Annotated in this window: 24 protein-coding genes; 19 read left to right on the plus strand and 5 right to left on the minus strand. The window is 62.1% G+C overall.

Features of this window, described 5'->3' with window-relative positions:
• Positions 1–484: 484 nt before the first annotated feature.
• Positions 485–1,636 carry an MFS transporter gene (locus ACQKEN_RS24180; RefSeq protein ID WP_427689332.1) on the plus strand — a complete coding sequence of 384 codons (1,152 nt, stop codon included), beginning with the start codon at positions 485–487 and terminating at the stop codon, positions 1,634–1,636.
• A 175-nt stretch (positions 1,637–1,811) separates the two neighbouring features.
• Here the strand turns inward: ACQKEN_RS24180 and ACQKEN_RS24185 are convergent, their stop codons facing one another.
• Both ACQKEN_RS24185 and ACQKEN_RS24190 read right to left on the minus strand, forming a co-directional pair.
• The gene (locus tag ACQKEN_RS24185; RefSeq protein WP_427689333.1) at positions 1,812–2,249 is read right to left on the minus strand and encodes a carboxymuconolactone decarboxylase family protein; all 438 of its coding nucleotides are present in this window, start codon (positions 2,247–2,249) and stop codon (positions 1,812–1,814) included.
• 118 nt (positions 2,250–2,367) lie between these two features.
• Positions 2,368–2,856 carry a multidrug/biocide efflux PACE transporter gene (locus ACQKEN_RS24190; protein WP_427689334.1) on the minus strand — a complete coding sequence of 163 codons (489 nt, stop codon included), beginning with the start codon at positions 2,854–2,856 and terminating at the stop codon, positions 2,368–2,370.
• Positions 2,857–2,975: 119 nt separating this feature from the next.
• Here ACQKEN_RS24190 and ACQKEN_RS24195 point away from each other — a divergent pair, with 119 nt between their 5' ends.
• On the plus strand, positions 2,976–3,863 hold the full coding sequence (locus ACQKEN_RS24195) for a LysR family transcriptional regulator (protein ID WP_427689335.1): 888 nt from the start codon (positions 2,976–2,978) through the stop codon (positions 3,861–3,863).
• Between the two features lie 616 nt (positions 3,864–4,479).
• Here ACQKEN_RS24195 and ACQKEN_RS24200 read toward each other — a convergent pair.
• The gene (locus tag ACQKEN_RS24200) at positions 4,480–5,406 is read right to left on the minus strand and encodes a LysR family transcriptional regulator (protein ID WP_427689336.1); all 927 of its coding nucleotides are present in this window, start codon (positions 5,404–5,406) and stop codon (positions 4,480–4,482) included.
• Between the two features lie 328 nt (positions 5,407–5,734).
• Between ACQKEN_RS24200 and ACQKEN_RS24205 the strand changes: the two genes are divergently transcribed.
• From ACQKEN_RS24205 to ACQKEN_RS24225, 5 genes are all read left to right on the plus strand, one after another.
• Positions 5,735–6,463: a DUF969 domain-containing protein gene (locus ACQKEN_RS24205; protein WP_427689337.1), complete on the plus strand. Its 729-nt coding sequence runs from the start codon at positions 5,735–5,737 to the stop codon at positions 6,461–6,463.
• Entirely contained in the window at positions 6,460–7,410 is a 951-nt protein-coding gene (locus tag ACQKEN_RS24210) for a DUF979 domain-containing protein (protein WP_427689338.1), read from the plus strand. Before ACQKEN_RS24205 ends, ACQKEN_RS24210 begins: the two co-directional genes overlap by 4 nt.
• Positions 7,411–7,882: 472 nt before the next feature.
• The gene (gene rbsK / locus ACQKEN_RS24215; protein WP_427689339.1) at positions 7,883–8,803 is read left to right on the plus strand and encodes a ribokinase; all 921 of its coding nucleotides are present in this window, start codon (positions 7,883–7,885) and stop codon (positions 8,801–8,803) included.
• 68 nt (positions 8,804–8,871) lie between these two features.
• Complete coding sequence (gene fucP / locus ACQKEN_RS24220; RefSeq protein WP_133776975.1) at positions 8,872–10,203, plus strand: L-fucose:H+ symporter permease; 1,332 nt, start codon at positions 8,872–8,874, stop codon at positions 10,201–10,203.
• A complete protein-coding gene (locus ACQKEN_RS24225) occupies positions 10,200–11,276 on the plus strand; it encodes an aldose 1-epimerase family protein (protein ID WP_427689340.1) in 1,077 nt (358 codons plus the stop codon). Before fucP ends, ACQKEN_RS24225 begins: the two co-directional genes overlap by 4 nt.
• Positions 11,277–11,476: 200 nt before the next feature.
• On the opposite strand, the gene deoR is transcribed toward ACQKEN_RS24225, so the two are convergent.
• A complete protein-coding gene (gene deoR / locus ACQKEN_RS24230; RefSeq protein WP_427689341.1) occupies positions 11,477–12,247 on the minus strand; it encodes a DNA-binding transcriptional repressor DeoR in 771 nt (256 codons plus the stop codon).
• A gap of 130 nt (positions 12,248–12,377) precedes the next feature.
• On the opposite strand from deoR, the gene deoC reads away from it, so the two are divergent.
• The 4 genes from deoC (at position 12,378) to ACQKEN_RS24250 (ending at position 15,991) form a co-directional block, all read left to right on the plus strand.
• Positions 12,378–13,058, plus strand: a complete 681-nt coding sequence (deoC, locus tag ACQKEN_RS24235; RefSeq protein ID WP_427689342.1) for a deoxyribose-phosphate aldolase — start codon at positions 12,378–12,380, stop codon at positions 13,056–13,058.
• Positions 13,059–13,222: 164 nt separating this feature from the next.
• Positions 13,223–14,176, plus strand: a complete 954-nt coding sequence (locus ACQKEN_RS24240) for an alpha/beta hydrolase (protein WP_427689343.1) — start codon at positions 13,223–13,225, stop codon at positions 14,174–14,176.
• Between the two features lie 67 nt (positions 14,177–14,243).
• Positions 14,244–15,092, plus strand: a complete 849-nt coding sequence (locus ACQKEN_RS24245) for an AraC family transcriptional regulator (RefSeq protein ID WP_427689344.1) — start codon at positions 14,244–14,246, stop codon at positions 15,090–15,092.
• Between the two features lie 518 nt (positions 15,093–15,610).
• Complete coding sequence (locus ACQKEN_RS24250) at positions 15,611–15,991, plus strand: cupin domain-containing protein (RefSeq protein ID WP_427689345.1); 381 nt, start codon at positions 15,611–15,613, stop codon at positions 15,989–15,991.
• Here ACQKEN_RS24250 and ACQKEN_RS24255 read toward each other — a convergent pair whose 3' ends face one another.
• A complete protein-coding gene (locus ACQKEN_RS24255) occupies positions 15,992–16,912 on the minus strand; it encodes a LysR family transcriptional regulator (protein ID WP_427689353.1) in 921 nt (306 codons plus the stop codon).
• Between the two features lie 129 nt (positions 16,913–17,041).
• Between ACQKEN_RS24255 and ACQKEN_RS24260 the strand changes: the two genes are divergently transcribed.
• The 8 genes from ACQKEN_RS24260 to dctM all read left to right on the plus strand — a co-directional run bounded on the left by ACQKEN_RS24260 (position 17,042) and on the right by dctM (position 26,002).
• Positions 17,042–17,881: an FAS1-like dehydratase domain-containing protein gene (locus ACQKEN_RS24260; protein ID WP_427689346.1), complete on the plus strand. Its 840-nt coding sequence runs from the start codon at positions 17,042–17,044 to the stop codon at positions 17,879–17,881.
• 63 nt (positions 17,882–17,944) lie between these two features.
• Positions 17,945–19,108 (plus strand): acyl-CoA dehydrogenase family protein, encoded by a 1,164-nt coding sequence (locus ACQKEN_RS24265; RefSeq protein WP_108120261.1) that lies wholly within the window; start codon positions 17,945–17,947, stop codon positions 19,106–19,108.
• A 10-nt stretch (positions 19,109–19,118) separates the two neighbouring features.
• Complete coding sequence (locus ACQKEN_RS24270; protein WP_427689347.1) at positions 19,119–20,468, plus strand: MmgE/PrpD family protein; 1,350 nt, start codon at positions 19,119–19,121, stop codon at positions 20,466–20,468.
• Between the two features lie 129 nt (positions 20,469–20,597).
• Positions 20,598–21,797, plus strand: a complete 1,200-nt coding sequence (locus ACQKEN_RS24275) for a CaiB/BaiF CoA transferase family protein (protein WP_427689348.1) — start codon at positions 20,598–20,600, stop codon at positions 21,795–21,797.
• Positions 21,798–21,964: 167 nt separating this feature from the next.
• Entirely contained in the window at positions 21,965–22,789 is an 825-nt protein-coding gene (locus tag ACQKEN_RS24280; RefSeq protein WP_427689349.1) for an HpcH/HpaI aldolase/citrate lyase family protein, read from the plus strand.
• A 179-nt stretch (positions 22,790–22,968) separates the two neighbouring features.
• The gene (locus ACQKEN_RS24285) at positions 22,969–23,967 is read left to right on the plus strand and encodes a TRAP transporter substrate-binding protein (protein WP_427689350.1); all 999 of its coding nucleotides are present in this window, start codon (positions 22,969–22,971) and stop codon (positions 23,965–23,967) included.
• Positions 23,968–24,086: 119 nt separating this feature from the next.
• On the plus strand, positions 24,087–24,719 hold the full coding sequence (locus tag ACQKEN_RS24290) for a TRAP transporter small permease (protein WP_427689351.1): 633 nt from the start codon (positions 24,087–24,089) through the stop codon (positions 24,717–24,719).
• The gene (gene dctM / locus ACQKEN_RS24295; RefSeq protein ID WP_427689352.1) at positions 24,719–26,002 is read left to right on the plus strand and encodes a C4-dicarboxylate TRAP transporter large permease protein DctM; all 1,284 of its coding nucleotides are present in this window, start codon (positions 24,719–24,721) and stop codon (positions 26,000–26,002) included. The genes ACQKEN_RS24290 and dctM overlap by 1 nt, the downstream gene beginning before the upstream one ends.
• The last annotated feature ends 266 nt before the right edge of the window (positions 26,003–26,268 follow it).

The following is a 26,268-nucleotide window of genomic DNA, read 5'->3' on the forward strand; positions in this document are numbered from 1 at the left end:
ATCCATGGCGGGGGGCGGCTCTCGCGGCATCCATGCCGCTCGGCCCACGGAGCGAGACCTGCGTTCAGCCTGCACCCAAGTCGCGATTGGTGGTGTCTGGACTTTCTGTGTACGAAGATCAAGATCAAAAGCGGATCAAGAGCAGATCAAAGGCTTCCCGGCTGAAGCCGGTCCTACTGGTGCGCGCGGTTTCTTTTTAGTGGGACCGGCTTTAGCCGGGAAGGCGTCGAGCGTCTCGCCGCAAAATGGATGTCGACCACACAGGCCTCTTCCCGGCTGAAGCCGGTCCCACTGAAGCATGTTGATCGTTCCCACGCTCCGCGTGGGAATGCATCCTTTGACGCTCCGCGTCCGTGTCTTGAAGATCGATTGAGGCGTTCCTGAGGCCATTCCCTTCAACATGCCTTCTTCGGCATTGTTTCAACCTTTGTTAGGCTGGTGCCGAGGCGGGCCATGACGGGCCGCTGTTTTCAAGGGAGCGGCAATGACTTCCATCAGCACCGCAGCGCCTGTGGTACCGGGGCGGCTGGAGCAGTTTTCGACGCGGATCGCTTTTTTTGTCACCGGGTTCAGCATGTCGGCCTGGGCGCCGCTGGTGCCTTATGCGAAAAGCCGTCTTGGCCTGGATGACGCCGGCCTCGGGTTGCTGCTGTTGTGCCTGGGCATTGGTTCGATCGTGTCCATGCCATTGGCCGGGGCAATGACGGTGCGTTATGGCTGTCGGCGTTTGATCGTGATGACGGGCGTCATCGCCTGTGTGTGCCTGCCTTTATTGGCGACCCTCAGCTCGGTTCCACTGATGGTCGCCACGCTGTTTGTCTACGGCGCGAGCATGGGCGCGCTGGGGTGCGTGACCAATATTCAGGCGATCATCGTCGAGCGGGCCAGCGGCAAGACCATGATGTCCGGGTTTCACGGCCTGTTCAGTTGCGGCGGGATTATGGGCGCGGCAGGCGTATCGGCGTTGTTGAGCGTGGGCGTCTGGCCGTGGCTGGCGATGGCCATCGTCGCGCTGTTCATCGCCCTCGCGCTCTACAAAGCCGCGCCCCACTTGTTGCCCTATGGCAGCGAGCCGGGCGGTCCGGCGTTTGCGATTCCCCGGGGCGTGGTGCTGTTCATCGGGTTGATGTGCTTCACGGTGTTCCTCACCGAAGGCGCGATGCTTGATTGGAGTGCCGTGTTCCTCAGCGCCCAGCGTGGTGTCGAACCGTCTTATGCAGGGTTCGGTTATGCGGTGTTCGCGCTGGCCATGGCGATCGGGCGTCTGTGCGGCGATCCGATTGTGCGGCGCCTCGGGGTGCACAAAATCATTCTGTTTGGCGGGCTGTGCGCGGCTGCGGGGATGACCGTCGCCACGTTGATTCCGGTCTGGCAAGCGGCGCTGTGTGGATACGCGCTGGTGGGGATCGGCTGTTCCAACATCGTGCCGGTGTTTTACAGCGCGGTCGGTCGGCAGAAAACGATGCCGGAGAACGTGGCGGTGCCGGCGATCACCACATTGGGTTACATCGGCATCTTGATGGGGCCGGCCGGTATCGGTTTTGTCGCCCACCTTAGCAGCCTCGGCGTAGCGTTCATGATCATCGCCGTGATGCTGCTGGGTGTGGCGGTCAGCGGGCGGTTCTTGCGGGTGTAATGCTTATCGCCGCTTCATGCCTCTTTGTAGGAGTGAGCTTGCTCGCGAAGAGCCGTTGCTACGTTGCATCTCTGGCGTCTGACACGCAGCCTTCGCGAGCAAGCTCACTCCTACGGGGCAATCGTGGTTTGATCGAAACCAGCATGTAAGCGCGCTTGCCCGCGGATGATGGGAATCAGCTCGGCATCATCGCAAAGCCCACACCGAAGCGGTTCCAGGCGTTGATGGTGGCGGCGGCCAGGGTGATGCTGACCACTTCTGCTTCGCTGTAATGCGTGAGCAGTGCTTCGTACTGATGCTGTGGCGCACGGTGTACGGGTAGCAGCGTCAGGCTTTCAACCCAGGCGAGTACGACTTTTTCCTTCTCGGTGAAGAATTCGGTCTCTTCCCACACGCTGAGGGTCTGCAAACGGGCTTCGGTTTCGCCGGCCTTGCGTGCGTCATTGGCGTGCATGTTGACGCAATAGGCACAGCCGTTGAGCTGCGAGGCGCGCAGACGGATCAGCTCCAGCAGCGAATGGTCCAGCCCGGATTTGCTCAGCGCCGTTTCCAGGCCGACCATGGCTTTGTAGGCTTCCGGCGATTTCTGGGCCCAGTTGATTCGGTTGTTCATGGTGGGTGCTCTCTTCAAAGTGGCCGGCGGAAGCCGCTGGACGTGGCGAAATGTTACGCCCGCGCTGCGGCCCGTCGAATAGCCAATCAAGGCGCTTTAAGGGAGACCAATTGCGCCGTTATCGATCCGCGGCGCACGGCTGGTGACGTGCGAGCAGGCGCTCGCGAATCCGGTCATACGCCAGGTTGAACAGCATGGTGTACGGCAGAAAGAGCAGCAACAGGCCAATGTCCAGCACGAAGGCTTCCAGCAAGCTGATTGACAGCCACCACGCCACCATCGGCACCACCATGAACACCAGCCCCACTTCAAAGCTGATGGCGTGAACCGCCCGCGCCTTGAGATTGAGGGCGAAACCCCATCGGGCCCGCAGACGGTCGAACCCGGCGTTGAACACCATGTTCCAGAGCATGGCGACCGTGGAAATCATCACCGTCATCGCGCCCATCTTGCCGATGGACTGGCCGAGCACCCAGGCCAGCCCGGGCGCGAACATCAGCACGCCGATGAGCTCGAACAGCAGCGCATGGAAGGCGCGCTCTCTGAGGGACTTGGTCGCAACGACCGGCTTCTTGGTCTTGTTGGACGTCAGGGTGTGCAGAGGCATGGGGATGATCACTTTTTCGGGGCAGGTGTGCATTGTCGGGGCGCGATGGGCTAGAGTGAAAATCGGTCCCATCGGAAAAACCGATGGCGACGTCGCATGCTCCTCAGAGGTATTCACCCGTGAGCTATTCCCCCGAAGCACTCGAAGCGTTCGCCCAGACCATCGCGCTGGGTTCGTTCAGCGCCGCCGCACGTCGCCTGGGCAAGAGCCAGTCGACCATCAGCGAGGCCATCTCGCGACTGGAGATCGATCTTGGTGTCGAGCTGTTTGATCGCTCAACCCGCCATCCGGCATTGACCGAAGCGGGCAGGGCGCTGGAGGGGCGCATCGAGGATGTGCTCGCAGCGTCGGACACACTGCGCCGCGCGGCGGGGCGTCTGGTGGAAGGGATGGAGCCGCGCCTGACGCTGGTGCTGTCCGACGCCAACCAGTTCGCTGAATTCCAGGCGCGCATGACAGAGCTCGATCAGCGCTTCCCGGAGCTGGAACTGGAGTGCGTGTTTGCCGAACACGGCGACGCGATCAACCTGATCCAGACGGGCCGGGCATCCCTGGGTTTGCTGTCGGCCCAGGCTTCGTACCCGCCGGAGGTGGGTTACGCGACCATCGTCGAGCGCGCGGACTTCGGCATTTTCGTGTCCCACCACCACCCGCTGGCCGCTGAGGAGGCCGTCGATTACCGTCATCTGGCGAAGCATCGGGCGTTGCGCCTGAACACCATCGTCGACGAGAGCGTGCCCACCGACGACCTGCCCAGCGGCGCGCGACGTAGCTGGTCAGCGCCCAATTACCTGTTGTTGATGGACATGGCCATCTTCGGATTCGGCTGGTCGGCACTGCCGCGCTGGCTGGTCAGCACCTGCGGTCAGGGCCGGTTGAAGGAACTCACCGTGCCGGGCTGGCCGCGCAGCTCGGCGGTCGATGTGATCTGGTCCCGGCAAAAAAGCCTGGGCCCGGCGGGAACGTGGCTGCTGGATACCTTGCTGGAGGGGCGGGGGGGCTATTGAAAGCGGCTGCATCTTGCCGCTGCGACCCTGCCCTGTAGGCGCGTGGCTTGTCCCGCGATCGGCGGGGAACCCGTCGTAAACCTGTTAAACGCGGTGCATCTGGAGCACTGCGTCAGCCGGATTTGCTGCCGGTTCCCGGCAGATCGCGGGACAAGCCACGCTCCTACAGTTGCGGCAGCTTGCTTGCGAATACGGTGGGTCAGCGCCATTTAAGCTGACTGACAAAATGCCTTCGCGAGCAAGCTCGCTCCCATAGTTTCTTACCCTCATTCAAAATCCACGTCGAACGCAAATTCTTACTCGCCTCCAATATCCGCATCGAACGCACATCTCCTGTGGGAGCAATCGGAGGTTACGACGGTCGCGAAGCGGCGGGCCTGTGACATTAATGTCGGCTGACACACTGCCATCGCGAGCAAGCTCACTCCTACAATTTCGTACCCGCATCCAAAATCCGCGTCGAACGCAATCCACTGTAGGCGCGTGGCTTGTCCCGCGATCTGCTGCGAAGCGGCAGCACATGGGTCAATCTGACTTATCAGGCGATTCCGGCGCCAGCTATGACGGTGACCGCGTCCCGGATCGCGGGACAAGCCACGATCCTACAGCTGCAGGTCTAATCCTGACTTCCTTCCAGGACAAAACCCGCCGGCATCTCCTGAGCGAAGGCGTTCACCACCTCGCGGGTCAGGCCGACGATGTCCTCCACCAGCTCCATGCCCGCGCCGGTGCGCCAACTGGCGACGATGTCCATCAACGGCGGCAGCGGCACGTTCTCGATCAGCGTCAACGCACCTTGCGCCAGTTCGCCATGGACCAGCGTCACCGGCAGCGCGCCGATGCCAAAGCCGTCGCGCACCAGCCGGGTAATGGCTGACGCCGAGTTCACGCAGTTGATCCGTGGCGTGACGATGTTGGCGGTGTGCAGCATGTTGAGGATGTCCTGATGCGGCCGCGAATTGCGCGAGAACGTGACGATGCGCGCTTCGGCGATTTCTTCCAGGGTCACGTCCGGGCGGTCGAACGCCGAACCGGTCGGCACCACCCAGCGCAGGGGATAGCGCGCCAGCACCGCGTTGCGCACGCTGTCGAAACGCAGCACGTCGGTCTGGAAAATGATGTCCTGATAACCCTTTTCCAGCTGCGAGCAGAGGTTGCTGGCGGTCTCGGCGGTGAGCTCGATTTCCAGGTTCGGGTAACACTTCATCAGGCGTGTTACCAACGGGCTGAGCCAGGTGTGTATCACCGTATCCATGGCGCCGATGCGGATTCGGCCGCGCACCTGGCTCGGGTCCTTTATCGCCGCCTTCATGCTTTGCATCGTGTCCATGATGTGTTCGGCGTATTCGAGCACGCGCAGACCCTCTTGGGTCAGCGACACGCCCCTGGAGTTCCGTACGAACAGCCGCACGCCCATTTCCTCCTCCAGCGCGGCAATGCGGCTGGAGATGGAGGCCTGGGTGCTGAAGAGTTTTTCCGCCGTCAGACGAAAGCTTTTCAGCCGCGCGACCCAGACGAAGGTTTCCAGAAACTTGAGATTCACCGAGGGATTTCCTTGAGCAATTGAGCGCCGGCGCACTTACGGGATGAGGGGGGAGCGTCACAGCGTTACAGGCACGACCTGTGCAGACTGAGCACTGGAACAGCAGGTTGCATGCCACCCCGGCAACAGAAAATCTTATGGGTCATAGCGGGTTTTTCCCGTTGGACGCCCCGGCGTGACTGCGGTGCCATGGGGCAGCGGCACTGTGACTTCGTTGAGCCTGGACTGAGCCTGGCCTTGAGCATAAGTGCTGCCACCGCTCGTTTCTCGAACACGTTCCTCATTCGTGCCCCAGCAAGGTACCGCCACTGCCAACGAGAACCCCATCATGCAAACCGCTATCAACCTCTGGCCGCTGCTTGGCGTGCTGGTCATCGTTCTGGGCTTCATCCTGCGTTTCAATCCCATGCTGGTCGTGGCGCTCGCCGCCCTGGCCACCGGCCTTGCCGCGAGCATGCCGCTGGAAACCATTCTGGCGACCATCGGCTCGGGCTTCATCAAGACCCGCACGCTGCCGCTGATCATCCTTCTGCCGCTGGCGGTGATCGGCTTGCTCGAACGCCACGGCCTGCGGTTGCATGCGCAGAACTGGATCGCCCGGTTCACCGGTGCCACGGCCGGACGCCTGTTGATCGCGTACCTCTTCGTGCGGGAAACCACCGCCGCCCTTGGCCTGACCAGCCTTGGCGGTCACCCGCAGATGGTGCGGCCGTTGCTCGCGCCCATGGCCGAGGGCGCCGCGGAATCGCGTTTTGGCAAGCTGCCCGAGGCGTTGCGCATCAAGCTGCTGGCGTTGTGCGCGGCAACCGACAATGTCGGGCTGTTCTTCGGTGAAGACATCTTCGTCGCGTTCGGTGCGATTGCGTTGATGCACACCTTCTTGCTCGGCTCCGGTATCGATGTCGACCCGATGCACATCGCGTTCTGGGGGATACCGACAGCGATCTCCGCGTTCGTCATCCACGCCATCCGCCTGCACCGTTTCGATCAGCGCCTGAACCGTGAATTGACGGCGCTGCCGCCGGCCTCCGCTGTCGACAAGGAGCTGGCGCGATGATCATTTCCATTCAATACCTGTACTGGCTGGCGGGCGTGATTCTGGGGATCACCGCGTTCATGACCGCTGTCGATCGGACCAACCCCAAACGCTGGACCACGGGGTTGTTCTGGGGCCTGTTCGCCATCGCGTTTCTGGTCGGCGAGAAGCTGCCACCGGTGTGGGTCGGCGTCGGCGTGATCGTCATGGCGGTAATCGCCGGCTTCGGTGGCGTGGGTTTTGGTCAGCATGAGAACCTCAATGACCGGGCGCGGCGGGAGAGTGCAGGGCGCTTGAAGAACAAGCTGTTCATTCCGGCGCTGGCGATTCCGCTGGTCACCGTGATTGGCGCGGTGCTGCTGAAGAACATCAAGTTTGGCGACGTCTTTTTGCTGGACCCGGCCAACAGCACGTTCGTGTCCCTGGGCATTGGCAGTCTGGTGGCGTTGGCCCTGGCCTGTTGGCTGACCCGCGACACGCCGGTGCAGGCCATGCGCGAATCGCGGCGCCTGACCGAAGCACTGGGTTGGGCGCTGGTGCTGCCGCAGATGCTGGCGATGCTCGGCCTGGTGTTCAACGACGCGGGCGTCGGCAAGGCCGTGGCTCACCTGGCCACGGCCTATATCAATCTGGATTTTCGTCTGGTCGCGGTGGTGGTGTACGTGCTGGGCATGGCGCTGTTCACCATCGTCATGGGCAACGGTTTCGCGGCGTTTCCGGTGATGACCGGCGGGATCGGCGTGCCGGTGCTGGTGGGCATGTACGGCGCCAATCCGGCGGTCATGGCCGCCATCGGCATGTTCTCGGGCTACTGCGGCACGCTGATGACGCCGATGGCGGCCAACTACAACCTGATTCCCGCAGCGTTGCTGGAATTGCCCGACAAGTACGCCGTGATCAAAGCGCAAATTCCCACTGCGCTGGCGATGCTGGTGGCGAATATTCTGTTGCTGTATTTCCTGATGTAGTTGCAGCTGCTGATGTAACTGCGTCGCCTGGACTGACGCTTTCGCGGGCAAGCGCGCTCCTACGGCCTTCGGCCAGAATCAAAAGCTACGCTATCGCTTGCCTCGTTTATCGCGCTCTTTGTAGGAGCGCGCTGCCCGCGATCTGGCGCGAAGCGCCAGCAAAATCTGCCACTTTTACATCGCGCGTTCTTGTCGCACACGCTTCACTCCCGCTTATGTCCCCGCAATAAATTCCCTCATCGCAAACGTTTGCGCGAATCCGTGGTCTGTACGACCAGTGGCGGCGATCCCTCTGCCTCAATGCTTAACACAGGCTTTCGGGTAGTGCTTTCTGACCAGGACAACAAACCGCGTGTCTTGCTCCGAAGAAATAGGTTGAATAGTCACACAAAATGTTATTTAAATAACAAAAATAAAACCGCGACGGTGGCTCATCTTTCGGGCCCAGCGCGTGAACAAGGTACTCACACACATGAACAAGATCGCGGTCATCGGCAGCAACATGGTGGATTTGATCACCTACATCGACCGGATGCCGGCGCAGGGCGAGACCCTCGAAGCACCGAATTTCGCCATGGGCTGCGGCGGCAAGGGTGCCAATCAGGCCGTCGCAGCGGCCAAGCTAGGCGCTGACGTGTTGATGCTGAGCAAAGTCGGCGACGACATGTTCGCCGACAACACCCTGGCCAATTTCAAGCGCTACGGCATTGATACCCAGTTCGTCCAGCGCGTTCCCGGCGTGTCCAGCGGCGTCGCGCCGATCTTCGTGCAGAGCGATTCCCACAACAGCATCCTCATCGTCAAAGGCGCCAATGCGCACCTGAAACCGGCGGACATCGACGCTGCCCAGGCCGCGTTGCGCGACTGCACGCTCATCGTGCTGCAACTGGAAATCGACCTGGAAACCGTCTACTACGCCATCGAATTCGCCAAGGCCAACGGCATTCCGGTGCTGCTCAATCCGGCGCCTGCCGTGAAGGGCTTGAGCCGCGAGCACCTGTCGCAGCTGGACTTCTTCATTCCCAACGAAACCGAGCTGGCGCTGGTCACCGGCCATGTTATCGACTCGGTGGAATCAGCCCGCGCGGCCGCCCGGCAACTGGTGCAGGACGGCATTCGTCACGTCATCGTCACCCTCGGTGAGAAGGGCGCGCTGTACGTCGGCGAAGAAGGCGAATTCCGCGTCGAAGGCATCAAGGTCGATGCCCGCGACACCACCGGCGCAGGCGACGCATTCATCGGTTGCTTTGCCCGCCACTGGAGCGAAGACGGCGACATGCGCAACGCCATGACCCGTGCCGTGGCCTATTCCGCCTGCTCGGTCACCGGCCTTGGCACCCAGAGTTCCTACCCGGACGCTGCCGCGTTCAGCCACTTTCTCGACACCCTTTGAGCCGCCGCGCCCTGTCGATCGGTTGATCGGCGAGGCGGGGTATTTCCTGTACTTCCCGGAGAACAACAATGACAAAGCCCGCGCTCCAACAATCACCGGACGGGTTCTACCTGAACCGCACGCCGTGGTTTGCCTTCCTGCTGCTGTGCTGCTGCTTCGCGCTGTGGGCGGCGGCCGCGAGCATGAACGACGTGCTCATCGCGCACTTCAAGAAAGCCTTCCTGCTCAGCGATGTGCAGACCTCCTTCGTGCAGTCGGCGTTCTACCTCGGTTACTTCTTCGTGGCGATTCCGGCGGCGATGGTCGTCAGACGTTTCAGCTACAAGACCACCATCCTCATCGGCCTGGTGCTGTACATGGCGGGCTGCTCGCTGTTCTTCCCCGCCGCGTCGATGGCCAAATACGGCATGTTCCTGATGGCGCTGTTCGTCATCGCCGCCGGCCTGGCCTTCCTCGAAACCGCCTGCAACACCTACTCGACGCTGATGGGCCCGCGTGAAACCGGCACCCGTCGCCTGAACATTTCCCAGACCTTCCACCCGTTCGGCGCAATGACCGGCGTGTACGTGGGCAGCTTCGTGATGTTCAAGGACACCGACGCCACCCGCGAGCAGTTGACGCAGATGAGCGCCTCGGAAGCAGCCGTCCAGCAATTGCAGATGATTCAGTCCACGCTGCTGCCGTACAAATGGATGATCGCGGTGCTGGTGCTGATGTTCGTGCTGATCGCGTTCACCAAGTTTCCGGCGTGCAAGGGCAAGGTCACGGCCAACGTCAAATCGAGCAGCATCGGCCAGAGCCTGTCGCGTCTGTGGCGCAACCCGCGCTTCACCTTCGGCGTGCTGGCGCAGTTCCTGTACGTCGGGGCCCAAGTGGGCGTGTGGAGTTTCACCATTCGCCTGGCGATGCAGATGGGCGGGATGAACGAGCGCAGCGCTTCGTGGTTCCTGCTGACCACGTTCGCCGCGTACTTCGTCGGCAAGATGGTCGCCAACCTGCTGATGCGCAAAATGTCCCCGGCCAAGGTGCTGGCAATCTACGGCGTGCTGGCCATCGTCCTGCTGGCCTACACGATTCTGGTGCCGAACATCAGCGCGGTGTATGCGGCGGTGGGTGTGAGTATTTTCCTGGGCCCGTGCTGGCCGACCATTTATGGCCTGACCATCGACGGTCTGGGTGAGGACACCGGCGTCGGCGGTTCGCTGCTGGTGATGAGTATTGTCGGCGGCGGCGTGATGCCGATCTTCCAGGGCCTGCTTTCCGACGCCACCGGCGGCAATATGCAGATCGCCTACACCGTTCCGCTGCTGTGCTTCGTGGCGATCGTCGCTTATGCCATCAAGTGCATGCGTGATCCGCTGCCGGCCCAGGCACCGGTGGGCGCGGTGACGGCATCATGAGAACGGCTGAAAAGCGAACCACGATTGCGCTGTACCCGGAGCTGTTCAGCGGCGACGAAAAGACGTTGCTGTCGTCCTCGGACTTCAGGGTGCTGGCCTGGACGTATCCCAGCGGCGTGAAAGCCCTGGCGCTGGAAAATGATCGCGGTCGGGTCGTGGTGCTGCCGTATCAGGGGCAAATGGTCTGGTCAGCGGTGTTCGATGGCTGCGACCTGACCATGCGCAACATGTTCGAGCAACCGCGCCCGAGCCCGACGGTGATTGGCACCTACGGTTGTTTCATGTTCCACAGCGGGATTTTGCGCAACGGCTGCCCGACGCCGGAAGACGATCATCCGTTGCATGGCGAAATGCCCTGCGCGCCGATGGACAGCGCCTGGCTGGAAATCGGCGAGGACGCGGGCGGCGCGTTTCTGCGCATCGGCGGCGAGTACGAATACGTGATGGGCTTTGGCGACCACTACCGCGCCAGGCCCAGCGTGACCTTGCGCCCGGGTTCGGCGCTGTTCGACATCGGCATGGACGTGCGCAACCTGGCCGGCAAGCCGATGGAGCTGATGTACATGGCCCACATGAATTACGCCTACGTCGACGGCGGACGTTTCGTCGAGCCATTGGGCATGGCGCGCACGCGGGTTCGCAGCAGCGTGCCGGCCCACGTCAAGCCGACGCCGGCGTGGTCGGCGTACATGGCCGAGCTGACGCAAGACCCGTCGCGGCTGGACAGCCTGAGCACGCCCGAGTTGTACGACCCGGAGATCGTCTGCTTCTTCGACGGCGTGCAGGCAGATGCACAGGGCAACGCGCATTTCCTGCTCAAGCACCCTGAAGGTCCGGCGTTTTACACACGTTATCAGCCGGCGCAGTTCGACCATGCAGCGCGGTGGATTCTGCATAACGCCGATCAGCAGGTGGCCGCGTTTGTGTTGCCCGCGACCTGTGAGCCCGAGGGTTATCTGGCGGAAAAGGCCAAAGGCAATGTGCGCCAGTTGGGCGCAGGGGAGAGCGCGTCATTCAGCGTGACGACGGGGTATCTGGGGGCTGAAGAAGTGCAGAAGCTGGAAGCGGATTAGAAACGCTGACGGCCTATTTTTTGCCCAAGTGTCGAGCGGTTGCGCGGTCCCTGTAGGAGCTGCCGGAGGTTACGACAGTGGCGAACGCGGTGGGACAGTTGCGCATCCGCTGACAGACAGGTCGCGTTCGCCAGCAAAAGGAGCGCCACACCGGTGGCTCCTACAGATTCGACGCTCGCCAAAACAAGGTGGCGTGTTGCTCAAACCACCCAACGCGCCCCATACCCCTCAATCAAATCCCGATAAACCTTCGGCAGCTTCTTGTCGCTCACCACCACATGAAAGGCCTGCAACGTCGCGAAATGCGCCGTGCGCACGGCATCGAACTTGGAATGATCGGCCAGCAGCATGCAGTGCCGGGCCTGGCGCAGGACCTTTTGCTTCACCTCCACTTCGTTGAAGTTGAAGCAGGTCACACCCAGCTCGTCGCTGACCCCGGCCGCGGACACGAATGCCCAGGTCAGGCGGATGCCATCCAGAATGGTCGCCTCGCTGTGGTGTTCGAACACCTGATTCTTGCGATGAAAGGTGCCGCCGCACAGCACGATGGAGCAGTTGGGTTTCTGCTGCAGCTTGAGCAGGACGTTGAGGGAGTTGCACACGGCGGTGAATTCCAGCTCGTCCGGGATGAAGTCGATGACGAAAGGGATCGTCGTGCCGCAGTCGAAAAACACCGTGTCGCCGGGCTGGATGAACGCGGCGGCCAACTTGCCGATCCGGCGCTTTTCCTCAACGTGACGGGTGTCCTGCTCGGTGACCTTGTAATCACTCGCCTCCGACGGATCAAACGCCAGGGTGATGTGCCCGCCCAACAGATGGAATTTGTCGGGGTGCCGGGTCAGGTCGCGACGCAGGGTCATCTCCGAAACGTCCAGCAGGGCGGCCATTTCCTTCAGGTGAATGGCCTTCTGATCTTGCAGGGCTTGCTGGATCAGCTTGATACGGTCGGATTTTTTACTGTCCACGGGCATTCCGATTGTCGAATGGATGTGGTAAAAAAATAACATTCATTGTTATATTTACAACATAAAATGATGCGCTCAGGCATGAAGCTTAAAGCGTGTCGCTGGTTACCGCCTTACTATCAGGAAACGATTGGCCATGAAGATCGAACCCGCAGCACTCGCCCAGTACATCGACCACACCTTGCTGGCCGCCGACGCAAGCCGCGAGCAGATCGCAACCCTGTGCCGCGAGGCGCAGGAGCACGGATTCTATTCGGTGTGCGTGAATTCTGGCCAGGTGCCCTATGCCGCCTCGTTGCTGGAAGGCCAGGCCGTCAAGGTCTGCGCCGTGGTCGGCTTTCCGCTGGGCGCCGGGTTGAGCGACACCAAGGCGTTTGAGGCCAGGCAGGCCATCGCGGCCGGCGCGGGCGAGATCGACATGGTCCTGAACATCGGCTGGCTGAAGGACGGCTTGTTCGACGAGGTGCGCGACGACATCGCCGCTGTCAAAGACGCCTGTGGTGCGGTGCCGCTAAAGGTCATCTTCGAAACCTGCCTGCTGGACGACGCGCAGAAGACCCGCGCCGCCGAGATCTGCCGTGACCTCAACGTCGCCTTCGTAAAGACCTCCACCGGCTTCAGCCGCAGCGGCGCGACCCTGGAAGACGTCGCCTTGATGCGCAAGGTCGTGGGGCAGGGCGTTGGCGTGAAAGCGTCCGGTGGCGTGCGCGATTACGCAACGGCGGTGGCAATGATTGAGGCTGGCGCAACGCGACTGGGCACCAGCTCCGGGATCGCGATCGTCAGTGGCGCGGCGGCGTCGGGCTCGGGTTACTGATTCTGCCGGGCGGGGTGGGACCGGGCGCTGACCATCGCGGGGCACCGTCCCCGGTTTGGCGCGGGCCTTTCGACAGAAGCCTTTCGGCGAAAAGAGCAGGACCCACCCCGCCAATGAGTGGCAAACTGCCGGCGCACCCACCTCTGCACCGGACACTTTTTTCAATGCGAACATTCTCCCTGGCGCGGCTCAAGGCCCGCTGGTTTTTCTGGCTGTGCATGCTGATGATCGTCGTCGGTCTGCCTGTCGGTTGCGCGGCCTTGCAGCACAAGGAGCGGGAACTGGTCTTCATGATCGAGCCCGGCACGGCGAGCTGGTACCAGGGCCTGCCTTCCGATGTGCAAGAGCTTGAGCTGAAGGGACCATCGTTTGGCCTCGGGCAGAATATCCATGCCTGGTGGTGGCCTTCGGAAAAGAAAGACGCCCCGGCCATCCTTTACCTGCATGGTTCGCGCTGGAACCTTACCGGCCAGCTGTTTCGCATTGAACAACTGCGCGCCCTCGGGTTTTCCATCCTCGCCATCGACTACCGCGGCTTCGGCCAGAGCAAGGGCCAGTTGCCGTCGGAAGCGTCGGTGTATGAAGACGCGCGCATTGCCTGGGAGCGCCTGAAACAAATACAGCCCGACCCGCAAAAGCGCCTGATCTACGGGCATTCGCTGGGTGGCGCCGTGGCTGTCGACCTCGCCGCCGAACTGGGCCGGGATGCGCAGAAAGACAACGGGCCGATTCAGGCGCGGGGCCTGATCATCGAATCGACCTTCACCAACCTCGCCGACGTCGCGTCCTCCATCGCCAGCAAACGCACCTCGTTGCCGGTGCGCTGGCTGGTCTCGCAGAAATTCGACTCCATCGACAAGATCGCCGACGTGCACATGCCGGTGCTGATCGTGCATGGCACGGCGGATCAGTATGTCGCGCCACGTTTCAGTGAGGCACTGTTCGACGCTGCACAGGAGCCGAAGAATTTGCTGATGGTGCCGGGCGGCAACCACAACAACAGCATGAACCTGGGGCGCGAGGCGTACAGCCAGGCAATTCAGAATTTGCTTCGCGAGAAGCCACCGGCGGTGCATGCGTCCAATGCATCGGCGGCGCTGCTCAAGCAACCCGGTTAGCCCTTTTTCATGAGCGCGGCCGGTGTCCTCTCAAAGCACCTGCCGTCCACTGCCGCGAGCGCTGCCGATGGACACACACGCAGACGAAGACGCCCACCTGACCCATTCCGCCCGGGACTGGGTGCTGCGTGCCGCGCCACTGCCGCAAATCGAGCGCATCGAGGCGTATTTTCACGGGCACGGTTTCGAGATGCACCGTCACGACACCTACGCCATCGGCCACACGATGTCGGGGGTGCAGAGCTTTCAGTACGGCAAGGAACAGGTCAACAACCTCCCGGGGCAGACGATGGTGCTGCACCCCGACGAAGCCCATGACGGCCATGCCGGGACCGAAGACGGCTTTCGCTATCGGATGTTCTATCTGGAGCCTGCGATGATTCAGCAGGTCCTTGGTGGCAAGCCGCTGCCGTTCATCAAGGGCGGGGCGTCCAATGATCCGCGCCTGTTCAGGGCGACGCAGGCGTTGCTTTCCGACCTGAATAACGGCCTGGGTCCTCTCGAACTGGACGACGCGATCTACGACCTCGCCATCGCCCTGCAAGCGGCCGCCGGTGTGCGCAAGGGCCGCCAGACCGTTAATTACGCCGGCGCGCAACGTGCGCGGGAAATGCTCATGGCCAGTCTGGAACAAGGCGTCAGCCTGACCGATCTGGAACAGGCCAGCGACACCGATCGCTGGCGCCTGTCGCGGGATTTTCGCGTGCTGTTCGGCACCACGCCTTACCGCTACCTGACCCTGCGCCGGCTGGACCTGGTGCGTCATTCGATATCCCTGGGCGTGTCGCTGAGCGATGCGTCGGTGATGGCGGGGTTTTCCGACCAGAGCCACATGACGCGGCATTTCGTGAAGACCTTCGGCTACCCGCCGGGGCGGTGGTTGAAGATGCTGGCGGCGCGCGCACAAGGGGACTAAACACACCTTGTGGGACCGGCTTCAGCCGGGAATGCGTTACACCGCGAAACTGATGGCGTACGCACTGGCCTCTTCCCGGCTAAAGCCGGTCCCACTGAATGTACGCCATTGCACAAGGAGCCGGCTTGCTGGCGAAGGCGTTGGGTCAGACGCTGCAGCAGTGAAAATCAAACCGGGTTCGCCAGCAAGCCGGCTCCTACGAATCCATGCGGCCGCAGCTATTCAATGCTGCAGAACGGATGGCGTACACACCGGCCTCTTCCCGGCTAAAGCCGGTCCCACTGAATGTACGCCGTTGCACTGTAGGAGCCGGCTTGCTGGCGAAGGCGTTGGGTCAGACGCTGCAGCAGTGAAAGTCAAACCGGGTTCGCCAGCAAGCCGGCTCTTACGAATCCATGCGGCCGCGACTGTCCAGTGCTGCAGAACGGATGCACCTTGAACCGTGCAATAACGTACAAGACCCCACCCACCCCCGCGCTCTAGATTGGCCCCACATCAAACTTGTCGGAGCCGCCCACGTGTCCACGTCCACCACTCAACACACCCCCATCAATTTCGCCCAGAAATACAGCCTGTTCACCGAGCAGTGGCAGCCCAGAGTCATCGCGCAGATGAACGACTACCAGTTCAAGCTGGCGCGGCTGGAAGGGGAGTTTCTCTGGCACAGCCACGCCGACACCGACGAAACCTTCATCGTGCTCGAAGGCTGTCTGCGCATCGATTTTCGCGACGGTTTCGTCGAGCTCAATGCGGGCGAGCTGTATGTCGTGTCCAAGGGCGTCGAGCACAAACCTTACGCCGAGAAGGAAGTGAAGCTGATGCTGATCGAGCCCAGCGGCGTCATCAACACCGGCAGCGACACCAACGAGCGCACCGCGCAGAACGACGTCTGGATCTGATTACGCTTCGGGCGTCGCGGGCTCGGTTTCAGCTTCGGGCGCAGGCAGCAACACCGATATCAACGCCCTGACCACCCCCGGCAGGGCGTCCAGTTCGCGGACCAGGATGCTCCGTTCGCGCACCGCCCACGGCTCGTCGAGTTCGATGGTCACCAGCTCCATCGTCCGGCTGTGCCGCAACGCCGCCGACTCCGGGATCACCCCGATGCCCACCCCGGCTTCGACCATCCGGCAAATGGCCTCGAAGCTCGACACCTGAATCCGCAGCGACAGGCTCTGCCCGAGCCGCTCAACGTGATCGCGCAGAAAACTCAGCAACGTGCTGCCTTCGTGCAGGCCGATGTGCTGAAACGCCAGGGTCTGCTTGAACGTGACTTTTTTTTCCGCTGCCAGCTCATGGCCCACCGGCACGATCAGTACCAGCCGGTCGGTGCTGAAGTGGATGACCTGCAAACCCGCCGCTTCCACCGGGCCGGCGATGATGCCCATGTCGGTGCTGCCGTCGAGCACGCCGCGCACGATGTCCCGGGACAGGCGCTCTTGCAGGTCCACGGTGACGCCGGGCCGTTTCGCCAGAAAGCCGGCCAGCACTTCAGGCAGAAACTCAGTGACGGCGGTGGTGTTGGCGAAGATGCGAATGTGCCCGGCCGAATCGGTGCCGTAGCGGGTGAACTCACTTTTCAGGTAATCCACCTGGCTCATGATCAGCCGCGCGTGTTTGAGCAGGCGCTGGCCGGCGGGGGTCAGTTCGACGCCACGGCTGTCGCGGTACAACAGGCGTGTGCCCAACTGGCCTTCCAGTGCCTTGATTCGCGCGCTGGCAGCGGCAGGGGAGAGAAATGCCCGGCGCGCGCCCTGGGTCAGGCTCGGTGATTCGCCGATGTGAATGAAGAGGCGCAAGTCAGCCAGATCGAAATGCATGGTGGGTGCCCGGACGTTGCAGAAGGCGTTCAGCATACCCGAACGCCGCTATACGCAAATGCGGATTCTCAGAATGCCGGCGCACTTCCATGATCGGGCCATAACAACAAACCCTGAGGGTTCCCGCCCATGAGCGCTGCAGCGTCACCCGTGGATTTCACCGCCTGGATTGGCCGCACCGAAGAAGCCCAGGATCATCTGGGCGTTAACCTGATCAAGCGCATCGCGGCCACCTTTGGCGAGCCCACCCCCGCCGTGGGTGATGCATTGCCGCCGCTGTGGCAGTGGTGTTTTTTCCAGGAGCCGGTGTTCGAAGCACAACTCGGCGCTGATGGCCATCCGGCCCGCGGCGGCTTTCTGCCCCCGGCGGACAATCGCAATCGCATGTGGGCCGGTGGCCGCGTCGCGTTCATTCAGCCGCTGCACGTCGGCGCTGACGCCCATCGCCTGTCGACGATCCTGCACATCGAAGAGAAGCACGGCCGTACCGGGTCACTGCTGTTCGTGACCGTGCGCCATGACTACTCGCAACACGGCCAGTTGTGTGTGCGTGAGGAGCAGGACATCGTCTACCGCGAACCCAATCCGCCAAAGCTCAACAGTGGAGACGCGCCAGAACAGGGCGAGTGGAGCGAGGTCATCGAGCCGACGCCGACGCTGCTGTTCCGCTATTCGGCCGTGACCTTCAACGGCCACCGCATTCACTACGACTACCCCTACGTCACCGACACCGAAGGCTATTCCGGCCTGGTCGTGCACGGGCCGATGATCGCCACCTTCAACCTGCGCGCGTTCATTCGCGCCAACCCCGACAAGCGCGTGCGGCATTTCGCCTATCGCGGCGTGCGCCCGTTGAACGTGCCTGCTGCGTTCCGCGTGGGCGGGCGAGTGGTCGAGCCGGGCAAGGCGCAGCTGTGGGCCGGCAATGATGCCGGCGTCGCCCAGAGCGCCGAAGTCTTTTTTGACTGAACCCTTCTTTTATACAGCCAGGCGCGCTGACCCTATGGGCGCCGGCCGATGCGAGTGGACACCATGAACCCTTACGAAAACGAAGACCTCAATGCCATCCGTGACGGCGTGCGCGCGCTGTGTGCGCAGTTTCCGGCCGAATACTGGCGCAAGATCGATGAACAAAAGGGCTTCCCGGAAACCTTCGTCAAGGCGCTGACCGATGAAGGCTGGCTGTCGGCGATGATCCCTGAAGAATACGGCGGCTCCGGGCTGGGCCTGGCGGAAGCCTCGGTGATCCTCGAAGAAGTGAACGCTTGTGGCGGTAATTCCGGCACCGTGCACGGCCAGATGTACAACATGTTCACCCTGTTGCGTCACGGCAGCGACGCGCAAAAAAGTTATTACCTGCCCAAGCTCGCCAGTGGTGAATTGCGCCTGCAGTCCATGGGTGTGACCGAACCGAGCACCGGCACCGACACCACCAAGATCAAGACCACGGCGGTGAAGCAGGGCGACAAGTACGTCATCAATGGCCAGAAGGTCTGGATCTCCCGCGTGCAGCATTCCGACCTGATGATCCTGCTGGCGCGCACCACACCGCTGGCCGAAGTGACGAAAAAGTCCGAAGGCATGTCGATCTTCATCGTCGACCTGCGCGATGCCATCGGCAACGGCCTGACCGTTCAGCCCATCGCCAACATGGTCAACCACGAGACCAACGAGCTGTTCTTCGACAACCTCGAACTGCCGGCAGACAGCTTGATCGGCGAGGAGGGCAAGGGCTTCCGCTATATCCTCGACGGCCTCAACGCCGAGCGTGCCCTGATCGCGGCCGAATGCATCGGCGACGGCCGCTGGTTCATTGAGAAGTCGGCGGCCTACGCCCGTGATCGCGTGGTGTTTGGCCGCCCGATCGGGCAGAACCAGGGCGTGCAGTTCCCCATCGCCGAAGCGCACATCGAAATCGAAGCCGCGGACCTGATGCGCTGGCGTGCCTGCGAGGAATACGACAGCGGCAAGAACGCCGGTGCCAGCGCCAACATGGCCAAATACCTCGCGGCAAAAGCATCCTGGGAAGCGGCCAACGCTTGCCTGCAAACCCACGGCGGTTTTGGCTTCGCCTGCGAGTACGACGTGGAGCGCAAATTCCGCGAAACCCGTCTGTACCAGGTCGCGCCGATCTCCACCAACCTGATTCTTTCCTACGTCGCCGAGCACTTGCTCGACCTGCCACGCAGTTTCTGAGGACGCCGAAATGAGCCACACCCAGGCATTGGCGGGTTTCCTCGCCGAGCTGACCTACGAGCAAATTCCCGGCGTTGTGCTGGACCGTACCGAAGACCTGTTCCTCGACTGGATCGGCTCGGCGCTGGCCAGCCAGGGCGCCCGGCCGATTCCGCTGTTCGAACGCTACGCCGAACGCATGGGCCCACAGCAGGGCAAGGCGAAAATTCTGGTCAGCGGTCGCGGCACCTCGGCGTACTTCGCCGCGCTGGTCAATGGCGCGTCGTCGCACCTGGTCGAGCAGGACGATCTGCACAACAGCTCAGTGCTGCACCCGGCGACGGTGGTGTTCTCGGCGGTGCTCGCAGCGGCCCAGGACCTCGACAAAACCGGCCAGGATTTATTGCTGGCGTCAGTCGCCGGTTATGAAGCCGGCATCCGCATCGGCGAATTCATGGGCCGTTCGCACTACCGCATCTTCCACACCACCGCGACGGTCGGCACCCTCGCTGCGGCGGTGGGCGTGGGCAAGCTGCTGAATTTCGACAAGGAGCAGTTCATCAATCTGCTGGGCACGGCGGGCACCCAGGCCGCCGGGCTGTGGGAGTTTCTCCGTGACGCAGCCGACTCCAAACAGCTGCACACCGCCAAGGCTGCGGCCGATGGCCTGCTGGCGGCGTACCTCACCGAAGACGGCCTGACTGGCGCACGGAATATTCTCGAAGGCGATCAGGGCATGGCCGCAGGGATGTCCAGCGACAGCGATCCGGCGAAGCTGTCCGATCGCCTCGGCAGCCGCTGGGCGTTGGTCGAGACCTCGTTCAAGTTTCACGCTTCGTGCCGCCACACGCACCCGGCGGCCGATGCCTTGCTGCACCTGATGCAGCGCGAAGGCTTGCGCCATGAGCAGATCGCCAAGGTGGTCACGCGGGTTCATCAAGGGGCTATCGATGTGCTGGGTCGGGTCGACGTGCCGCAGACCGTGCATCAGGCGAAGTTTTCCATGGGCGCGGTACTCGGGCTGATCGCGGTTCACGGCAGCGCGCAGTTGATCGAATTCCGCGACCTGGCTTTGACTGATGCCGACGTCGCCGCCTTCCGCGAAAAGGTCACGATGGAGCTGGACCCGGAAGTGGATGGTGCTTATCCGGCGCGCTGGCTGGGTCGGGTGATCGTCACCACCACCGATGGCCGCACTCTTAGCGCGGGCATCGATGAGCCCAAGGGCGACCCGGGCAACACCCTGTCGCGGCCAGAACTGGAAGACAAGGTTCAGCGACTGCTGGCGTTCTCCGGCGCACGCACGGTGGAGCAGGGCACGGCATTGATCCAGCGGGTCTGGCAGCTGCGCGATGCGCAGGATTTGGTCAATTTGATTTAAGGCGAACGCCAACCCTTGTAGGAGTGAGCTTGCTCGCGATTGCAGTGTGTCAGAACCATCAGCCCTGACTGACAAAATGCTATCGCGAGCAAGCTCACTCCTACAGGGAATATGAAGAGGTTTAGAAACATGACTCAACAACCCCCGCGTCCTCTGGACGGCATCACCGTCGTCAGTCTCGAGCACGCCATCGCCGCGCCGTTCTGCACCCGGCAACTGGCGGATCTGGGCGCCCGCGTGATCAAGGTCGAGCGCCCCGGCGTCGGCGATTTTGCCCGTGGCTACGACCAGCGTGTCGACGGCCTGGCCTCGCATTTCGTCTGGACCAACCGCTCCAAGGAAAGCCTGACCCTGGACCTCAAGCAGGACGAGGCCGGCGACATTCTGGAGTCGCTGCTGGGCAAGGCCGACGTGCTGGTGCAGAACCTGGCGCCCGGCGCCGCTGCTCGCATGGGGCTGTCATTCGAAGCGTTGCATGAGCGCTTTCCGCGCCTGATCGTCTGTGACATTTCCGGCTACGGCGAAGGCGGGCCTTACGAGAAGAAGAAGGCCTATGACCTGTTGATCCAGAGCGAAGGCGGCTTTTTATCGGTCACCGGTGGCCCGGGCGAAAACGAGATGGCCAAGGCCGGTTGCTCCATCGCCGACATCGCCGCCGGCATGTACGCCTACACCGGGATTCTGTCGGCGCTGATGCTGCGTGACAAAACCGGGGAAGGCAGCCGCATCGACGTGAGCATGCTGGAAAGTCTGGTGGAGTGGATGGGCTACCCGATGTATTACGCCTACCACGGCGCGCCGCCACCGCCGCGGGCCGGTGCGTCCCACTCGACGATCTATCCCTACGGGCCGTTTCCCACCAGCGGGGGCGGCACGATCATGCTGGGCCTGCAGAACGAGCGGGAATGGGCGCTGTTCTGCGAGAAGGTCCTGCTTGATCCGGCGCTGGCCATCGACGAGCGCTTTTCAGCGAATTTCAAGCGTTCGGAAAACCGCGAGGCGCTGCGGCAGATCATCGTCGACGGCTTCGCCTCATTGAGCGTCGATGACGTGGTGGCCCGTCTGGAAGACGCGCAGATCGCCAACGCGCGTGTCAACGACATGCAAGGCGTCTGGGACCATCCGCAGCTCAAGGCCCGTGATCGCTGGCGCGAAGTCGACAGCCCGTCCGGCCGGCTGCCGTCGCTGCTGCCGCCGGGCCATAACACCGCGTTCACGCCGCGCATGGACGGGGTGCCGGGCCTGGGCCAGCACACCGGCAGCATTCTTGGCGAGCTGGGGTTTTCAGCTGAAGACCAGGCGCGGATGGCGGCGGGCGGAGTGGTCTGAAGCTCTCCGTTGCCGCGCGGATTCGCCTTCGCCCCCCGCAACTGTAGGCGCGCGTTTGCCCGCGAAGTGGCTGCAACATCCGCCACAGCTTTAGCGGATGGAATGCAGTCATTGCGAGCAAGCGCCCACAGCGTCGGGCTGACAACCTTTTTTCAGGAGCTTCAACCATGCCACAACCCACCATTCGCTCCGCACTGTTCGTTCCCGGCAGTCGCCCCGACCGTTTTGCCAAGGCGCTGGCGGCGGGCGCCGATGCGGTGATCGTCGATTTCGAAGACGCCGTCGAGGAACCCCTCAAGCGCCAGGCCCGGGACAATCTTGCGGCGTTCTTGAACGGCAACCCGCAAGCCTCCGTGTGGGTGCGGGTCAATGCGCCGAGTCATGCCGAACATGCCGACGACTTGGCGTTTTGCCGGCAGCACGCGGGCGTCGCCGGGGTGCTGCTGCCGAAAGTCGAGACTGCTGCTCACGTCGCGGCGGTGTGGCAGACCGGCAAACCGGTTCTGCCGATCATCGAAAGCGCCAAGGGCTTGCTGGCCCTCGAGCAGATCGCCCATGCCGAGGGTGTCGAGCGTTTGTCGTTTGGCGGGCTCGACCTGGCGCTGGATCTGAACCTCAACAGCGGCACCCACGCCGCGCAGATGTTTCTCGATCAGGCGCGGATGTCGGTGCAACTGCATTCACGGGGCGCAGACCTGTTGCCACCGCTGGACGGCGTGCACCCGGCCATCGGCGACCCAAAGGGTTTGCACCGCGCCATTCGCCACGCCTACGACATGGGGTATGGCGGCGCGTTGTGCATCCATCCTGCGCAGGTGCCGGTGATCCATGCCGCCCTGGCCCCCAGCGCTGATGACCTGAGCTGGGCGCAAAAGGTGGTAAAAGCCAGCGCAGCTGCCCATGGTGCGGGTGCCTTTCAGCTGGACGGGCAAATGGTCGACGCGCCAGTGTTGCTGCGGGCTCAGCGTCTGCTGGCAATGGCGGCGGGATGAGTCGGGCTTTGTCGCACCCGTCAGCGGCTTTGATCGCGTTCGTCTCTGATGAACGCCGGCTTTCACAAAAGCAGATTCTCTAAACACCGGGGCTTCGTCATGGTGGAGTTGCACTATGCTCATGGGCTCAACCTGCTCCTGCCAACATAAGTTCATACAAAAATAAGAAGGTGATATCGATGTTGAAGCTGACCAAAGCGCTTTTCTGCGCGGCCGCAGTGTCTGTGGCCAGCCTTGCACAGGCCGCTGACCCGATCACGATCAAGTTCGCCCATGTGGTGGCGGAAAACACGCCAAAGGGGCAGGGTGCGTTGCTCTTCCAGAAAATGGTCGCGGCCGACCCGGCCTTGAAAGACAAAGTGAAAGTCGAGGTCTACCCCAACTCCTCGCTGTTCGGCGACGGCAAGGAAATGGAAGCCCTGCTGCTCGGCGACGTACAGATGCTGGCGCCGTCCCTGGCGAAATTCGAGCAGTACACCAAGAAAGTGCAGATTTTCGACCTGCCGTTCCTGTTCAACGACCTCGCTGCCGTCGACCGCTTCCAGCAGGGTCCCCAGGGCAAGGCGTTGCTGACCTCGATGGACGATAAAGGCATTCACGGTCTGGCCTATTGGCACAACGGGCTGAAGCAACTGTCCGCCAACAAAAAACTGGTTGAACCCAAAGATGCCCGTGGCCTGAAATTCCGTGTTCAAGCGTCCAGCGTGCTTGAGGCCCAATTCGTCGCCCTGCATGCCAACCCGCGCAAGATGAGCTTTGCCGAGGTCTATCAGGGCCTGCAGACCGGCACCGTCAACGGCACCGAAAACACTTGGTCGAATTACGAAAGCCAGAAGGTCAATGAGGTGCAGCCGTTCTTCACCGAGTCCAACCATGGCTTGATCGACTACATGGTGATCACCAACTCCAAGTTCTGGAACGGCCTGCCGGCGGACGTGCGTGACGAACTGCAAAAGATCCTGGATCAGGTCTCGGTTGAGGTGAACAAGCAGGCCGAAGCGCTGAACCAGACGGCCAAGCAGAAAATCATCGACGCCAAGACCAGCGAAATCGTGACGCTGACCCCCGAGCAGCGCGCCAAATGGCGTGACGTCATGAAGCCGGTCTGGGACAAATTCTCCGAAGAAATCGGTGCCGACCTGATCAAGGCTGCCGACGAGTCGAACAAGGCGCCTTGAGCCCTCCAGTCGTTTCTCGATACAGACCGTGACGGCCCGGCGGCCACCTGATTTATGCGTGTCCGCCTCCATGGCCGTCTCTACACCCGGCTACGTTCGGCTTCGTTCGGAGAATGCTTATGCACCCGCTGACGCGACTCTGGGAGCATCTGGAGGAGGGCATCATCGCTTTCCTGTTGGCTGCCATGACCCTCGTGACTTTCGTCTACGTGGCGTTAAACAACATCTACACCGTGTTTTATTCCCTCAGCGATCAATGGGCCGTCAGCAGCGACTTCTTCGCGGGCATCGGCGACCACCTGATGGGTTACGCCCAAAGCATGACCTGGAGCGTATCGCTGACCAAAGCCCTGTTTGGCTGGCTGATTTTCTTCGGCATTTCCTACGGCGTTCGTACCGCCGGCCACTTGGGCGTGGACGCGCTGGTCAAGAAGACCAGCAAGCCTGTCCAGCGGGTGCTCGCCCTGCTGGCGTGCGCCTGCTGCCTGGCGTACGCCGGATTGTTCCTCATCGCCAGCTACAAGTGGGTGTCGGCGCTGTTCGTGGCCGGCATCGGTGCGGAAGACCTCGATCGGTTCGGCATCAAGGTCGCGTACATCACGGTCATCGTACCGATCGGCTTTGGCCTGGTGATCGCTCGCTACCTGGAAATCTTCTACCGCATCTGGACGCACCGGCAGACAGGGTTGGGTCTGGCCGACGAAGCGGCTGAAGCGAGCAAGCTGGCCAATCCTGCCGAGGAGCAGCACTGATGACCGTTATCTGTCTGTTCCTGCTGTTATTCGTTTTCATGTTCCTGGGCGTGCCCATCGCCATTTCCCTGGGCTTGGCCGGCGCCGTTTCGATCCTGCTGTTCAGCCCGGACTCGTTAAGTTCGCTGGCGATCAAGCTCTTCGAAACCTCCGACAGCTACACCTTTCTGGCGATTCCGTTCTTCCTGTTGTCCGGCGCCTTCATGACCACCGGCGGGGTCGCGCAGCGGCTGATCGATTTCGCCAATGCCTGCGTCGGCCACATTCGCGGCGGTCTGGCGATTGCGGCGGTGCTGGCGTGCATGCTGTTCGCGGCGTTGTCCGGCTCCTCACCTGCCACGGTGGCGGCGGTCGGTTCCATCGCCGTGGCCGGCATGGTGCGCTCCGGTTATCCGAAAGAGTTCGGCGCCGGGATCATCTGCAACGCCGGTACGCTGGGGATTCTGATTCCGCCTTCTATCGTGATGGTGGTCTACGCCGCTGCCACGGAGACCTCGGTCGGCAAGCTGTTCATTGCCGGTGTGGTGCCCGGGATCCTGCTTGGCGTGATCCTGATGGTGGTAATCTACATCGTCGCCCGGGTCAAAAAGCTCCCGGCCCAGCCACGGGTGACCTTCCGCCAATGGCTGCACACCGCGCAACGCGCGTTCTGGGGCCTGATGCTGCTGGTGATCATCCTCGGCGGCATCTACAGCGGCATGTTTACCCCGACCGAAGCGGCGGCGGTGGCGGCGGTCTACTCGGCGTTCATCGCGTTGTTCGTCTATAAGGACATGAGTTTCAAGGATTGCCCGAAAGTGCTGCTGGAATCCGGCCGGCTGTCGATCATGCTGATGTTTATCATCGCCAACGCCATGCTCTTCGCCCACGTCCTGACGACGGAGCAGATTCCGCAGCAGATCACGGCGTGGGTCATCTCCGAAGGCCTTACCCCGATCGGCTTTTTGATCATGGTGAACATCGTGCTGCTGGTCGCCGGCAGCTTCATGGAGCCTTCGGCAATCATCCTGATCCTGGCGCCGATTTTTTTCCCGATCGCGATGAAACTCGGCATCGACCCGATTCACTTGGGCATCGTCATGGTGGTCAATATGGAGATCGGACTGGTCCATCCTCCGGTGGGGCTCAATCTGTTCGTGACGTCTGCGGTGACTGGCCTGACGTTGGGCGAGACCATTCGCGCGGCGTTGCCATGGCTGTCGATCCTGCTGGTGTTCCTGCTGCTGGTGACCTACGTGCCCTTCATTTCTCTGGCGCTGCCGAACTGGTTGGGGATGCCGTGAGAGAGGGGACTCGTCCTTAGAGCTACATCAAGATCAAGATCAAGATCAAGGTCAAGGTCTACGGCGGTCTGCCTAGGGGCAGACTGTTTCGCCTTCGGCGAGTTACTTGGAAAAGCACCCCAAGTAACCAAGGGTGCCTGCTCCTGGTTTGGCCCTTCGTTCCTCAGGGTTCCCTCACTCCGACGACGCTCCGTGGGCCCGCGCCGAACGGACATCCATGTCCTGACGGCGCTCTCGCGGCATCCATGCCGCTCGGCCCACTCCGC

Origin of the sequence: Pseudomonas sp. NPDC078416 (genome assembly GCF_050268485.1) — a bacterium.
GTDB lineage: Bacteria > Pseudomonadota > Gammaproteobacteria > Pseudomonadales > Pseudomonadaceae > Aquipseudomonas.

Coding starts and splice junctions, on each gene's coding strand:
- ACQKEN_RS24240 (WP_427689343.1), top strand. CDS start 13,223: ATGCGAACATTCTCCCTGGCGCGGCTCAAGGCCCGCTGGTTTTTCTGG.
- dctM (WP_427689352.1), top strand. CDS start 24,719: ATGACCGTTATCTGTCTGTTCCTGCTGTTATTCGTTTTCATGTTCCTG.
- ACQKEN_RS24245 (WP_427689344.1), top strand. CDS start 14,244: ATGGACACACACGCAGACGAAGACGCCCACCTGACCCATTCCGCCCGG.
- ACQKEN_RS24255 (WP_427689353.1), bottom strand. CDS start 16,912: ATGCATTTCGATCTGGCTGACTTGCGCCTCTTCATTCACATCGGCGAA.
- ACQKEN_RS24205 (WP_427689337.1), top strand. CDS start 5,735: ATGCAAACCGCTATCAACCTCTGGCCGCTGCTTGGCGTGCTGGTCATC.
- ACQKEN_RS24185 (WP_427689333.1), bottom strand. CDS start 2,249: ATGAACAACCGAATCAACTGGGCCCAGAAATCGCCGGAAGCCTACAAA.
- deoR (WP_427689341.1), bottom strand. CDS start 12,247: ATGCCCGTGGACAGTAAAAAATCCGACCGTATCAAGCTGATCCAGCAA.
- rbsK (WP_427689339.1), top strand. CDS start 7,883: ATGAACAAGATCGCGGTCATCGGCAGCAACATGGTGGATTTGATCACC.
- ACQKEN_RS24260 (WP_427689346.1), top strand. CDS start 17,042: ATGAGCGCTGCAGCGTCACCCGTGGATTTCACCGCCTGGATTGGCCGC.
- ACQKEN_RS24270 (WP_427689347.1), top strand. CDS start 19,119: ATGAGCCACACCCAGGCATTGGCGGGTTTCCTCGCCGAGCTGACCTAC.
- ACQKEN_RS24210 (WP_427689338.1), top strand. CDS start 6,460: ATGATCATTTCCATTCAATACCTGTACTGGCTGGCGGGCGTGATTCTG.
- fucP (WP_133776975.1), top strand. CDS start 8,872: ATGACAAAGCCCGCGCTCCAACAATCACCGGACGGGTTCTACCTGAAC.
- ACQKEN_RS24190 (WP_427689334.1), bottom strand. CDS start 2,856: ATGCCTCTGCACACCCTGACGTCCAACAAGACCAAGAAGCCGGTCGTT.
- ACQKEN_RS24280 (WP_427689349.1), top strand. CDS start 21,965: ATGCCACAACCCACCATTCGCTCCGCACTGTTCGTTCCCGGCAGTCGC.
- ACQKEN_RS24285 (WP_427689350.1), top strand. CDS start 22,969: ATGTTGAAGCTGACCAAAGCGCTTTTCTGCGCGGCCGCAGTGTCTGTG.
- ACQKEN_RS24275 (WP_427689348.1), top strand. CDS start 20,598: ATGACTCAACAACCCCCGCGTCCTCTGGACGGCATCACCGTCGTCAGT.
- ACQKEN_RS24180 (WP_427689332.1), top strand. CDS start 485: ATGACTTCCATCAGCACCGCAGCGCCTGTGGTACCGGGGCGGCTGGAG.
- deoC (WP_427689342.1), top strand. CDS start 12,378: ATGAAGATCGAACCCGCAGCACTCGCCCAGTACATCGACCACACCTTG.
- ACQKEN_RS24225 (WP_427689340.1), top strand. CDS start 10,200: ATGAGAACGGCTGAAAAGCGAACCACGATTGCGCTGTACCCGGAGCTG.
- ACQKEN_RS24290 (WP_427689351.1), top strand. CDS start 24,087: ATGCACCCGCTGACGCGACTCTGGGAGCATCTGGAGGAGGGCATCATC.
- ACQKEN_RS24265 (WP_108120261.1), top strand. CDS start 17,945: ATGAACCCTTACGAAAACGAAGACCTCAATGCCATCCGTGACGGCGTG.